The 12,149-nt window shown below is 47.1% G+C and carries 17 protein-coding genes; 7 read left to right on the top strand and 10 right to left on the bottom strand.

All coding sequences use genetic code 11. From position 1 onward, the window contains the following. Positions 1–24 precede the first annotated feature (24 nt). Positions 25–474: a helix-turn-helix domain-containing protein gene (locus tag OCV80_RS11455; RefSeq protein ID WP_002304411.1), complete on the bottom strand. Its 450-nt coding sequence runs from the start codon at positions 472–474 to the stop codon at positions 25–27. 286 nt (positions 475–760) lie between these two features. On the opposite strand from OCV80_RS11455, the gene OCV80_RS11460 reads away from it, so the two are divergent. The 7 genes from OCV80_RS11460 to OCV80_RS11490 all read left to right on the top strand — a co-directional run bounded on the left by OCV80_RS11460 (position 761) and on the right by OCV80_RS11490 (position 5,567). Then, a complete protein-coding gene (locus OCV80_RS11460) occupies positions 761–1,324 on the top strand; it encodes a hypothetical protein (RefSeq protein WP_002304412.1) in 564 nt (187 codons plus the stop codon). Between the two features lie 262 nt (positions 1,325–1,586). After that, entirely contained in the window at positions 1,587–1,892 is a 306-nt protein-coding gene (locus OCV80_RS11465; RefSeq protein WP_002304413.1) for a helix-turn-helix transcriptional regulator, read from the top strand. A gap of 517 nt (positions 1,893–2,409) precedes the next feature. Continuing rightward, positions 2,410–2,814: a type II toxin-antitoxin system PemK/MazF family toxin gene (locus tag OCV80_RS11470; RefSeq protein ID WP_002304415.1), complete on the top strand. Its 405-nt coding sequence runs from the start codon at positions 2,410–2,412 to the stop codon at positions 2,812–2,814. 6 nt (positions 2,815–2,820) lie between these two features. Next, the gene (locus OCV80_RS11475; RefSeq protein ID WP_002304418.1) at positions 2,821–3,057 is read left to right on the top strand and encodes a helix-turn-helix domain-containing protein; all 237 of its coding nucleotides are present in this window, start codon (positions 2,821–2,823) and stop codon (positions 3,055–3,057) included. 117 nt (positions 3,058–3,174) lie between these two features. Continuing rightward, positions 3,175–3,798, top strand: a complete 624-nt coding sequence (locus OCV80_RS11480) for a helix-turn-helix domain-containing protein (RefSeq protein WP_002304420.1) — start codon at positions 3,175–3,177, stop codon at positions 3,796–3,798. Between the two features lie 4 nt (positions 3,799–3,802). Next, on the top strand, positions 3,803–5,176 hold the full coding sequence (locus OCV80_RS11485; protein ID WP_002304423.1) for a site-specific integrase: 1,374 nt from the start codon (positions 3,803–3,805) through the stop codon (positions 5,174–5,176). 85 nt (positions 5,177–5,261) lie between these two features. After that, entirely contained in the window at positions 5,262–5,567 is a 306-nt protein-coding gene (locus OCV80_RS11490; protein ID WP_002304425.1) for a hypothetical protein, read from the top strand. Between the two features lie 630 nt (positions 5,568–6,197). Here OCV80_RS11490 and OCV80_RS11495 read toward each other — a convergent pair. The 9 genes from OCV80_RS11495 to OCV80_RS11535 form a co-directional block, all read right to left on the bottom strand. After that, on the bottom strand, positions 6,198–7,592 hold the full coding sequence (locus OCV80_RS11495; protein ID WP_181446409.1) for a site-specific integrase: 1,395 nt from the start codon (positions 7,590–7,592) through the stop codon (positions 6,198–6,200). 21 nt (positions 7,593–7,613) lie between these two features. Continuing rightward, positions 7,614–7,850 (bottom strand): helix-turn-helix domain-containing protein, encoded by a 237-nt coding sequence (locus tag OCV80_RS11500; protein WP_449588473.1) that lies wholly within the window; start codon positions 7,848–7,850, stop codon positions 7,614–7,616. A 499-nt stretch (positions 7,851–8,349) separates the two neighbouring features. Further along, complete coding sequence (locus tag OCV80_RS11505; protein ID WP_136891425.1) at positions 8,350–8,583, bottom strand: helix-turn-helix domain-containing protein; 234 nt, start codon at positions 8,581–8,583, stop codon at positions 8,350–8,352. Between the two features lie 5 nt (positions 8,584–8,588). Continuing rightward, positions 8,589–9,020, bottom strand: coding sequence for an RNA polymerase sigma factor (locus tag OCV80_RS11510; RefSeq protein ID WP_181446408.1), 432 nt, complete (start codon positions 9,018–9,020; stop codon positions 8,589–8,591). 525 nt (positions 9,021–9,545) lie between these two features. Beyond that, positions 9,546–9,731, bottom strand: a complete 186-nt coding sequence (locus OCV80_RS11515; protein ID WP_009260154.1) for a cysteine-rich KTR domain-containing protein — start codon at positions 9,729–9,731, stop codon at positions 9,546–9,548. Position 9,732: 1 nt separating this feature from the next. Beyond that, a complete protein-coding gene (locus tag OCV80_RS11520) occupies positions 9,733–10,155 on the bottom strand; it encodes a YjdF family protein (protein WP_136891424.1) in 423 nt (140 codons plus the stop codon). Beyond that, positions 10,152–10,676 carry a PadR family transcriptional regulator gene (locus OCV80_RS11525; protein WP_136891423.1) on the bottom strand — a complete coding sequence of 175 codons (525 nt, stop codon included), beginning with the start codon at positions 10,674–10,676 and terminating at the stop codon, positions 10,152–10,154. Before OCV80_RS11525 ends, OCV80_RS11520 begins: the two co-directional genes overlap by 4 nt. Before the next feature lie 103 nt (positions 10,677–10,779). After that, a complete protein-coding gene (locus tag OCV80_RS11530) occupies positions 10,780–11,415 on the bottom strand; it encodes a CatB-related O-acetyltransferase (protein ID WP_267288411.1) in 636 nt (211 codons plus the stop codon). A gap of 20 nt (positions 11,416–11,435) precedes the next feature. Next, positions 11,436–12,149: conjugal transfer protein (locus OCV80_RS11535; RefSeq protein WP_449588474.1), on the bottom strand; the 714-nt coding region annotated here is incomplete at its 5' end.

Below are 12,149 nucleotides of genomic sequence, written 5' to 3' on the forward strand. Positions count from 1 at the left end.
AAACATATTCTGTGCTTGAGGATTTTACTCTTTATCTTTATGCTTTCTGTATTTCTTCGGAGTGTACTTTTCCCGTGCTGTTTTCTTAGAGTCCATATAAACTGACATAATCGCCTGGAAGAATACATCTTTTGCGTCCTCGTCCAATTCTCCACCGGCAAACAGAGAATTTACACGACCCAACACTTCCTGAGCTTCTTTTGCTCCTTTTGAACCGAAGTTTTCCTTTGCCTCTAAAATAAACATATCCTGATCTATATGGCTCTGGCTATCCGTTTCAGATTCGTCCAAAAGATAGGACACAGAGATATGCAGTGCTTCAGCAAGTTTTCTGATGTTGCTTTTTCTGGGGAGTGTTCCGAGCTGCTCATAGGTGTAAAGGGATCTTTCGGAAATGCCGGTCATCTGGGCAAGCTCCGTTTGAGATAGGTTCATAGCCAAACGAGCTTCTTTAATTTTTTCTCCAAATGTCATGGTAGTATCCTTCCTTTCAAAAAATATTTATTCGTAACTTCCGATTATTTGTTGACAAACTTCTGGAAAATGCTATAATAAGAATCATAACAGAAGTTTTAATTCCACTTAATTATATATCGGAACTTTTATAAAGTCAAGAACTTCCGATTTCACTTCTGTTATTTTAATCAAATATCGGAAGTTATAGTCATTCTTGTCCCATGGTATTTGTTTCCCTTTAGCCAAGTGACAGGAGTTAGAAAGGAATTCTTATTTTATGGATTAGGCTGAAAGGAGATTCTGAATGAGCAGATATAATACACAGGTATTAAGCAGTATTCGAATGCTTTGCCGGATGCAGAACATTGACGAGAAGGTTCTGTATGAAAGAGCAAAGCTGATTTTATCCATATATCGAGAGGTGTGCTGGTCTACCATTGATCGTGCGAATGATGTATGTGATACCCTTATTTGTACTTACGGTGACAGCTTAGATGGTGCATTGATTTATCTGGAGAACTTTGCTCCGGATGAAGCGAGAGAACGATTTGAAGAACGCATTCGCAGCTTATTTGAGACAAAGTGGATCATTGAACTGGTAGATATGGCTATGTTGAAAATCAGAGAATATCCAGATAAAGGCGCTCTGTACTGTGAGATTATCTCAAAGGCATATCTCAACCGCTTCAAGTACAGGGAATCAGAAATGCTGGAGGTTTTGAATATGGAACGCAGCACCTACTATGACCGAAAGAAAGAAGCGATACTGTTATTTGGTCTGTCACTTTGGGGAACAGCCATTCCTAAATTGAAAGATTTCCTGGAAAGTGCCCGGGAGGAAGAAGCATTGTGTTATTGTGAATGCTAAGACAGGATTTTAGTCCGACTAAAATCCGATGAAAATACGACGGTTCCCCTACTGAAAGTCCGACTTGTCCAGTGTTAAAATGGCTATGCTGGGAGATAGCGGCATAAAATTGAATAGAGAGAGTTACGCCTCGTGCCTGTAATGGGTACGGGGCTTTTTTTATACCTGCCTATTTTCCCCCATAATTAACACAAAGGCATGAACGAGAGCTTGGAGTAATTTACTCCGGCTCTTTTTTTATGCCTGCAAGGAGGACAGGCAGATGGCAAAGGGTATTGAGAATCGGGCACGATCTCCTCCCGCTGTTTTTGATTTTGCAACTTCACAAATTCAAAAACACGGAGGAACGAAAATGTATTACGACTTGGTTGAAAGCGGAAAAAGAATTAAAGCCTTGAGAAAGGAACATGGGCTTACACAGGAACAGCTTGCGGAGCAGTTAGGTGTTGCCGCAAACACCATTGCACGAATTGAAACCGGCAACAGAGGTATCTCTATTGATTTGGCAATCGAACTGGTTGTGCGCTTTGAGACAACCCTTGATTACATATTTTTAGGTCGTGAATAACCTCAAAACTATACCTACGAGGCAATAAAAACTTGCATGAGGAACAGGTACAATTTAGATACAGCCAAAGAAAATCGGCTGCTTGATCCTTGAAAACTGAATACACAGTCATCGAATACGTTCCTGTTGCCGGTGCGAGAGCATCAGCCACATCAGCGGTACGCCGAGACGTATCGGATAGAGAAACAGAACGACTTTCTTCTATAAATTAAGCGCTTGTCTCTCTCCCGATGCCAGCGATCAATACTGGCTTGTAAATATTGGGTTGCTCCCAATACGGCCATGAAAGCAACAGGATTAAAGATACTTCTCTACGGAGCTGGCGGAGAACCCGGCAGAGGTTAGATTCCTATGGAACTGATTCGCAATCAGTCGTTCGGTGATTCCCTGAGGGCGTAAGCCCTCTTTCCCAGGGGTGCGTGGCAAATATGGGACACATAGACTTTTGGACTGACTGCCTGATTCCTTTCTGGCAGTCAGTTATTACATAGCCAACGAAAGGAGGTCATGGCACATGATGAAAGAAAATTGGGTATATTGCCGTGGTGATATTTATTGCGCCAAGCTGGACCCGGTAGTTGGGTCGGAACAAGGCGGCATCCGTCCGGTTATCGTCATTCAGAACGATACCGGTAATAAACACGCTCCCACATTGATTGTGGCAACGGTCACCACCAGAATCCATAAGAAAGCGAATATGCCGACGCACTTTGTTATTTACGACAATCCTGCATTCAAAGAAGCGTCCGTTGTTCAGCTGGAACAGATTCGTACCATTGATAAAAGCAGGATTGATAATTACTTAGGTAAGGTAACGCCCCGTGAAATGGTAGCGATTGAGAAAGCCTTATCTGTCAGCCTGGCAATGGAACAGCTGAAAAAGCGTTCCCCAAAACATAAAGCAAAGAGAGCGAAGGAGTGAACATAAATGTTTGAAGAAAGAATCGCTGCCATGAATCAGCGCACCGAAGAAGCGATGGCTGCTAACGCAGTTCAGTTTGATAAGAGAACCTATACGGTTGATGAGATTCAGGATATTCTGGGCATCAGCAGAACCAGCGCATACAACCTTGTGAAAAAGAAAGTTTTCCATAGCGTCCGCATCGGTGGCAGTATCAGAATCTCCAAAAAGAGTTTTGATGAGTGGTTGGATCATCAAATGTAAGATTTGTCAAGGGCGTCGTACAACCCGGCGACAAACTTCAAAACATATTGAGAGTTCGATAAAATGTAGCCATGACAAGAAACACATGGCTACATTTTTTACATAGGAGGTTGTACGATGGCGGAAATGAGAAAACGCACGAGTATGTCTGTTCTGGAAATGGGCAGGATGCTCGGTCTTGGTAAAACGGAGTCATACTGGCTCATTAAGAAGAATTACTTCAAAACCATTCTTGTCGGCAACACCATGAGGGTGATGATCGACAGCTTTGAAGAATGGTATGCCAATCAGTTCAAATACCAGAAGGTCGATGGAACCCCTCCCGGCGAGGAATTGAAGAAAACTACATATTCAATGGAGGAGCTTGGACAGCGCCTTGGGCTGAAAGAAGCGACTGCTTACGAACTGGTTGCCAAAGGGCATTTTGATGTGGTCGATGTCCTGGGCAAGCGCAGAGTGACAAAGGAGAGCTTTGAAAGATGGTATGCTTCTCAAACCGATTACCGCACGGTAGAGGATCAGGAACTGGATGCAGATATTATGGCATCCACCTACGGTCTGCCGGAAATGGCAAGAATGCTTGGGGTACATCGTCAGACCATTTACTATATCGTTGCCAATGAAGATTTTGAGCTTATCAAGGTTGGCAGGTATAAGCGAGCTACCAAAGAGAGCTTTGAAAAATGGTATCACAATCAGACCCGCTACCAGTTAGCGGAAGATAGACAGGAAAGGAGCTGATTACATGGCATCTATCGTTAAGAGAAAAAAGAAGTATTCTGTGGTTTATACATACACCGATGAGAACGGCAACAAGCGTCAGAAGTGGGAAACCTTTGAAACGAATGCCGAAGCAAAGAAAAGGAAGTTGCAGGTTGAATATGAGCAGGAGTCCGGAACCTTTATTCCCCCTTCTGCTAAAACCGTCAATGATCTTTTGGATGAGTATATGTCAATCTATGGTGTGAACACCTGGGCGATGTCTACCTATGAAAGCAGAAAGAGCCTGATTGCAAACTATATTCGTCCCCTCATCGGTGATATGAAGCTGGAGGATGTCACGCCGAGAATCATGGACAAGTATTACCGAGATTTGCTTTCTGTCAAAGCGGTTTCTTCTAAGTATGTAAAAGCCCGTACAGAATATCTGACTCCGCATACTGTCCGAGAGGTTCACAAGACATTGCGAAATGCTTTCAATCAAGCGGTCAAGTGGGAATTGATGACCAGAAACCCTGTGGAGCACGCTACGCTGCCGAAAGAAGAACACAAGACCAGGGATATCTGGACAGCAGAAGTGCTCCAGAAGGCTCTGGAAGCCTGTGACGATGATATTCTTCGTCTGGCTATTAACCTTGCCTTCTCCTGTTCCCTGCGAATGGGCGAGCTTCTGGGGCTTACCTGGGACTGTATTGACATTTCCCCCACCAGTATTGAACTTGGTCAGGCAAGCATCTTCGTTGAAAAGGAGTTGCAGAGAGTAAATCGTGAAGCGATGGCAGATCTGGACGGTAAGGACATCATGTTCAAGTTCCCACCGACCTTCGCCAGTACGCATACCGCATTGGTTCTCAAAACTCCTAAGACCAAAACAAGTGTCCGCAAGGTGTTCTTACCGAAAACCGTAGCGGAAATGTTGGTACAGCGAAAGGCTGACATCGAAGAACTGAAAGACCTTTTCGGTGACGAGTTCGTAGACTTCAATCTGGTTTTCTGTTCTTCCAATGGCAAGCCGATTGAGGGGCAGGTTATCAACCGTGCTTTCAATAAGCTGATTGAGGAGAAGGGACTGCCGAAAGTGGTTTTCCATAGTCTCCGACATTCCAGTATCACTTACAAGCTGAAGCTGAACGGCGGCGATATGAAATCCGTTCAAGGCGATTCCGGTCATGCACAGGTCAAGATGGTAGCGGATGTTTACTCCCATATCATCGACGATGACCGCAGACTGAACGCTGAAAGAATGGAAGCTGCGTTCTACTCAGGCAGACAGGCAACGCCTGAGCCGGTTCAACCAGCCGCAACGGAAAGCTCCGCTGATGATAAAGAACTTCTTCTGAAGCTTCTGCAAAATCCGGAAATGGCAGCACTCCTGAAGTCGCTGGCAAAAACATTATAGTAACTGCAAGGGCAGATCCTTTTACATAGCTACAATAGCTGTAAAAGGGTCTGCCCTTATTTTTTTGTTATGGAGGTCAACGAGTATGGATAGAATCTTTATGGACGAGTATTACGAGCATCTGAGAGCTGACAATATCGAGGCATTTTCCAAGGAAAGGAACGACGAATATGTTGGCAGAGCTGAGGAATACAAAGCAGCAAAGTCGGCATTGCTTGAAGGATTGGGACTTGAGCATTTGTTTGACCATAGCCATGAACTGACTCCGAAAGAGAAAGAAATATGGATGCTGTTCGATAGGGTTGATGTAGCAGAGCTTCTTGCAAGGGATGCTTTTGCCAAGGGTGCTTATATGCTCGGCGCTGAGGATAGAGAGATTATGCTGAAATAAAAAAAGACCTGCTTCGGCGGGTCTAAATTACATAGAATCATTGAGTCTGAAAAACCTTTGAAATTCTTAATAATTCTGGTTGAAAAATTCATTTTGAAATGATATATAAAACAGACTGAAATCTGTGTCTAAGGACACCCGCACCCTCACACGAGAATGAATAGGATTTCCTATCATTTCGCATCACGAGAAGTTACATAGTGACATTTACTTGCACTTGCAACGTCCACCAAAAATCGAAAGACTTGCTAATTTCGAGCCAATCGGACGGTGTAAAATCCCTCTGAATTAGCTATCACAGCGTAGTATCAGATGGGATTTGAAATGCTGAAAAACCTTGTATTTCCAAGCATTTTTAAGCATTAGATGCCACTTCCCGATGTCGTATCGGGTCTACTCCTAAGCGACAGGCCACTGGTTCGAACCCAGCCGGGGGTGCCAAAAATGACCGCTGTAAGCCGTTTTTCGGTGGTTTACAGCGGTTTTTTGTTATCGTTTCTTCGGAGTATTCTTGCCGCTCCGCCGGAACGATTTTATACATTTTCCGCTGTATGCCTGCTAATTGGCTTCGAACTATTTTTCCGGCCTTGCTAATAAAAAACGCCGATTTGCTAATACGATTTTCCCGCCCTATTTTTCGGATGGGGCCGACACCAGCAATGCAGCCAGTGTGTTGGCCAGTTCCGGCGACTTGCGAAGCTGTTCCACCAGGGACTCCAAATCCAATGTGGCGGGTGCCGGTTCCTTTGGTTCCTCCGGGGGACGAACCGAACGCAGGTCGGGATTGGCATAGAAGGCGCTCTCAAACTTCTGGGCATTGATCTTGCGATCCTCGTCCAGAATGTGGGCATACACGCTGGTGATCATGTCGATCTGGGCGTGTCCGGTATCGCCCTGAGTGGCCTTCAGGTCGCCGTGGTTCAGCTTCAGCTTATAGGTGGTGCTGGAATGGCGGAGGGAGTGAAAGACCACTTTGGGCAACCCTGCTTTCTCCCGTAGCTTTGCAAACTCTTTGAGGATGATCCGATCCTCGCAGGGCCGTCCATTGGGAAGTGCCACCACCAGATCGAAGTCCTGATACTCGTCACGGAGCAGCGACCGCAACTCGTCTTGCGCGGATTTCCATTCCCGCAGGATGTAAGCTAGGGTCTTGGGCAGCCACACCTTACGGATGCTGGAATCGGTCTTGGGCTTCTTCAGGATGATCCTGGTGCTGGTATTGGGAAACAGAGGCGTGAACACATGGTAGATGTCCTTTTGTCCCAGCATCTCAATGGCCCGCTTGGAGGCCCGCGCCAGCTCCTTGTCGATGTAGACATAGGCATTGTCATCAGCGATTTCTTCATCGGAGATGTGGACATTGCTCCAGGTCAGTCCCAGAATCTCGCCCATACGCAACGAGCAGGCAAAAGAGAGGTTCATAGCCACATAGAGCTTGCTGTCCGTACACTGATCCAGGGCGGCGCGGATCATATCGGCGGTCCAGATGTCCCGCTTCTTGTATTCCACTTTGGGCAGCACCACATTGTCAAAGGGATTCTTGGCAACCAGTTCCCACCGAACCGCCTGCTTGAAGGCACAGCGGAGGAGCTTAATAATCTTCTCAATAGTGGCGTTGGTGACAAACTCCGTTTTGGCGTGGTGCGTCCTGGTGTTCACCGCAGGGGTTTTCTGCAAAGTCTGGATGTACTTATCCACCACCCGCGTGGTGATGTCCTGCACCTTCATATCCCCGATGATGGGGTTGATGTAGTTGGCAATCAGCGAGTTTTGGCTGTCATACATGGACACGCCCCACCGCTTTTCGCCATAGAGGGAGACGAAGTCGGACAGGAACTCCGCAATATTCTGATTGGTGGGCGGCAGGAAAGAGTTGGAGCTTTTCTGGCTCTCAATCTCCGCCTTACGCTTCAATGCCTCCTGATAGGAAGTGCGGGTTTCCCACTTCTGCTTGGTCTCACCGTTCTCGTCCACATAAGTGTAGACGATGGAATAGTTTTTCTTTCTTTTGATAATGGATGCCATAACGAACCTTCCTTTCTTGTGTCACAGGTCAAGTGACTCCAGCCAGTGGTCGAACGACCGCTTGGAAATTCGTATGGCGTTGCCAATTCGTACGCTTTTGAAAAGGCCCTCCTGCACAAGTCTATATGCCCGTGCCTGGCTGACGCCTAATATACGGGCAATCTCGTTGACCGTATAGGTCCGGCACTCCAAAGGCCTTCTCTCCGTACCGTTCTGAATTTCTGACACAGCAGCCTCCTTTCCAGTCAGAAACGGCACGCAAAAGGGTGTTCATTCATAACTTCCACCCTCATTGTACCGCGCCGCTTCGGGTTTGTCTGCTGCTAATGGAAAGTTTACGAATTATCCGTAAACAGAAAAGCAGAAGATTTATCTGAAAATAAAAGAGGCAAAAAAACGGATGGCTGCTGGCCGCAGCTCCACGGGAATCTCACCCCGGCCCATGCTGATGGGTGCGCCGCGCAATGCTTTGAGGGCGTTCAACGCGGGAGTCTCATTATCCTGTCTGTGTATCCTCGCCCACAGACTGCCACGCCTGTTTCGCGGCCTGGTTTTGTCGCTCACCTGTTTGGTAGGGGTCCCGTCCTGCGGACTTGCAACAGGGTCATGGCGCACCGGCCGACCGGCTCCACACAGACAGATCGTATCCGTCTGCCTTATGCTGCCCGAAGGCTTTCTTTGTCAAGGTGGGGTCAGTCCCCGGCATCGGCAAAGGAGGAAAGGGTAAGCCGCTTGCCTTCTGCCAGGGCTGAAAGGATCAGGCGCGCATCACGGCCCGGATCAGTCGGATTTCCAGACAGCGCTTCATGTGGGTATCCACGCACACATGAGGGGTTCCGTCCTTGTCATAGAGAGTACGGGTACACAGGCGGCTCATATAGTCGTCGTAGTACCGCAGCACTTGCTCCATGGCCTCGCTGTCACCGCCGGAGGCCGCGTGGATCACCCAAACGGACGGCAGGTCCTTTCCCTTGTGGATGGGCTCTGTCATCTTCCTCAGCCTCCTTTCGGCATCAGCGCCGACAATGTTTCACGCAGCTCCTGCAGCGCCCTCGTCCGGTGCCGCTGAACGGCGCTCCGGGACATCCCAACGAGATTGCCGATCTCACCGTCTGCCAGGTCCAGGGTGCAGTGCAAAATCAAAATGCTCTGCTCCATCTGCGGCAAAGCGGCAAAAGCCTCGGCTACAAGCTCGTTGTCGATATGTAGATCGTAGCCGTGCGACGAGAACACAATGCTGTCGCTGGGGTAACGATCCATGACACAGAGCTTGTCCAGTTCCGCCTGGGACAAGTCGCTAAAGAAGGCTTCACGCTCTCTTTGGCGTTTCATGTTCCGCAGGTAGGCTCTGGCCTCGTTTCGCAATACCTTCTTGCAAAAAGCATCGAACCGGCATTGCTCGCCATAGTCGCGGGGGTTAGATTCCATCAGTTTCACCCCCTTTCCATGGGGGGATCAGGTGGTTCTCTCCCTTTCCGCTACTACCAATCCTGCGAGAGCGTGTTCTGCCCGCTAAACGCCTCCTTTTTGAAGAAAATTTGAGAAAAGCAATGGCCAGCCAGCCCGACCGCAGGAAACGACAAAAAGCGCCCGGCAGGTCACAGACCCACCGGGCACAATAGCAAGTGATATGCAGATTATTTACATGGTATAGTTCATACTCATGGCCGAACATCTCCGCCGACTGGAACGAGCTTTTTTTGAGCGGCTAACCTTTGTCAGATCAGGCGGTGACAGCATCCGGCGCAGCATGGCGGCATCCCCCTTTTATGCCGCCGTGTGAGCTGTCTGGACAAAGAAAAACGGCGGCTCGAATCGAACCGCCGTGAATCAAGTGCTCTTTTGCGCATAGAAAGCCGTCTGCCCCGCGGCGGTTTTTTTCTTTTCTGCCGCCGGGCAGATCATAGAGGATATAAAAACAGAGCCGATAACCTATGAGGTTTTTCCTCAGTGTTATCGGCTCTGCGTCTTAGCGTCTGGCTCTTGGATGATGGATAGATTCAGTTGTCTTACCGCGATCAAGGTTTCATGTTTGCATTTTGGGCAATACAGCGGAAAGTTTTCCAGAACTGTATCATCGCGGATTTTCAATCGCGTTTTGCTGCCGCAAAAGGGGCATAAAATCCATTCTATCTTCATGTTATCTTCCTCTGTGCTTGGCTTTCTTCTTTTCCTGCCGTATGGCAAACTGGCGGTCTTTCTCCGTCTCTTTCTGCTCACGGCTCTTGGCTTTCCGTTCCAGCTTACATTGCTCATGCTGGAGTTTCAACGCCTGCTGCGCCTTTGTTCCAATGCCTTTATCCTGCAGTTGGCTTTGAATTTCGCGCTGCATACGTTTGGGATTGATTTTTCGCTCTATGGCTATCTCGGCCTGGATTGGAGGACTGAATTTCAGCTTGTGCCAATTCTTCAACAGAAACTCATAGACCTCGTAATCTTTGGGCTCTGAGCCGAAAGTAATTTTGCATACCTCGTACTTACCGTTATCCGTTCTTTCGTATAGACCGATCCAAAATGGAGCTTCAAACAGGATGGTCAAACTGCTTTGGGAGCTTGTACTCATTCTTCCAAGAACTGCCCTTCAAAGTGATCCAGCCATTCCAAAAGAGCACGATAGAGAAGCTGCTGCTGTTCAAAAATCGTTCTCCCATCCAAGGGAATGTCTGCAAATTCCCGCGCATAGCCCTCGTTCAATTCAGCCGAGGACTGTATGCTCTGGCGCAATGCCGAAACCAGCTCCACTGCTTCGGCTTTGTCCATCTTGTTCAAATTGGTAATGACTACATTGAAATCGAATAATAGGGGCACCGGGCCAGCGGCGCAAGAGGCCATCAGCTCCTTGAAATACGCTCTGCCCCGATCGGTAATAGAATAGATGGCCTTGTCCGCAAACTTATCACCTTTGACAATATCGCTTTGGAGATACCCCTTCTCGCTCAACTGAAGGACCTTACGATAAATAGAAGGTACGCTTATTTTTGTCCAGCGGGAAAAATGGTGGTACTCCACATCCTTCTGAATGTCATAGGCGCTTTGCGGTTTCTCCAGTACAATACCAAGTATGACTAAATCAATCGACGACATAACGACACCTCCAACTTTTACTATTAACAATAGTACTATCAATAATAGCAAAAGTCAAGGCGCATACACTGAATGTAGCCAAATCAAAATAAAACTCTCAAAGTCAAGAGAACAGTTTTCTTAAATCCGCAATTCTCCCTGATTGAATTTCAGTAATATGACTCTGGATTTGTTCAACCGGCCAGTCCCACCATTTCATTTTTAATAATGTATCTATATCATTATCTGAAAAGCGTTTTCGGATTGTCTTAGCGGGAACGCCACCGACAATCGTATAAGGGGGAACATCTTTTGTAACGACAGCGCGGGTACCAATAATTGCTCCATCCCCAATGGTAACACCAGACAAAATCACTGCCTCATATCCAATCCAAACATCGTTGCCGATAATAATATCGCCTTTATTGTCCCATGCACTCGTTATGTTTTGGACATCCAATCCCCATTCCTCAAAAAAGATAGGAAATGGAAAGGTAGATAGCGACATTTGCGTATGATTGGCACTAGTAAACAAAAACTTTGCTCCGCAGGCGATGGAACAAAATTTTCCGATGATAAGTTTGTCATGGTTGATCGGATAGTGATACAGTACATTGTTCTTCTCAAACTGCCGCGGATCATAGACGAAGTCGTTATACATGGTAAAGTCCCCGACAAGGATGTTGGAATTTTTGATGACATTTTTCAGATAAACGGTTTCGTGGTCGTTGGTGCGAGGATAAATGTTCTCTGGATTCATGACTTTCCCTCCTCTCGAAGTTATGAGAACTCATATCTCTTAATCAGTGAAAAATGGTTGTTCTCCACATAGTAAACAGCGTGTTCCTTGGCCGAATAAACAAAAGAAACTCTAGTGGCCCAGATTCCTTCCTGCCGGACGGCTTGAAGTACAGAAAACGCATCGCTGACAGTAAACTGCTTTCCGTAAGTGTTTAGAAGTTGAGCAGTCCTTTCGTATCGATCATCTCCCGGCACAAGAAAGGGCATTGTGCTTTCGGGTGCAAGGATAGAGTAATTGGTAATCAGCGAGTAGCGTCCATCGCCTTCCCGCCAGCCAATACCCGGTTCAACGATCAGGGTACGCCCCTGCTGGTCGGACAACATGGCCTGCATGGTGGCATCCGGGGCATAGACGATCTTCTGTTCCTGCACGATCTGCAGTGCATCGTCAAAACTGATTTTTGCCTGCACAAACTGTTCTGTCAGGTCTGCGATTGTCATGCAACCTTTGAAATCCTGATAGGCCCCCTCCGGGTTTCCGTGAACATACAACAAGGTTCCGACATTTCCGTTGCGGTTCACGCCATGATAGGAATGACGCATCCCATCGGGCCGCAGGATGCCGATATAAAAGCGGTCTTTTTCTGTTATGATTTTGTGATTCCACACGGCAAGGTCAATCTCAAAATTGAAGCCGGTGATTATATCATCACCTCGGTAGACAAATCGAGTACACATAGTTTTTTCCTTTCT

The organism is Oscillibacter acetigenes, assembly GCF_025567605.1.
In the GTDB taxonomy this organism is placed as follows: Bacteria; Bacillota; Clostridia; order Oscillospirales; family Oscillospiraceae; genus Oscillibacter; species Oscillibacter welbionis.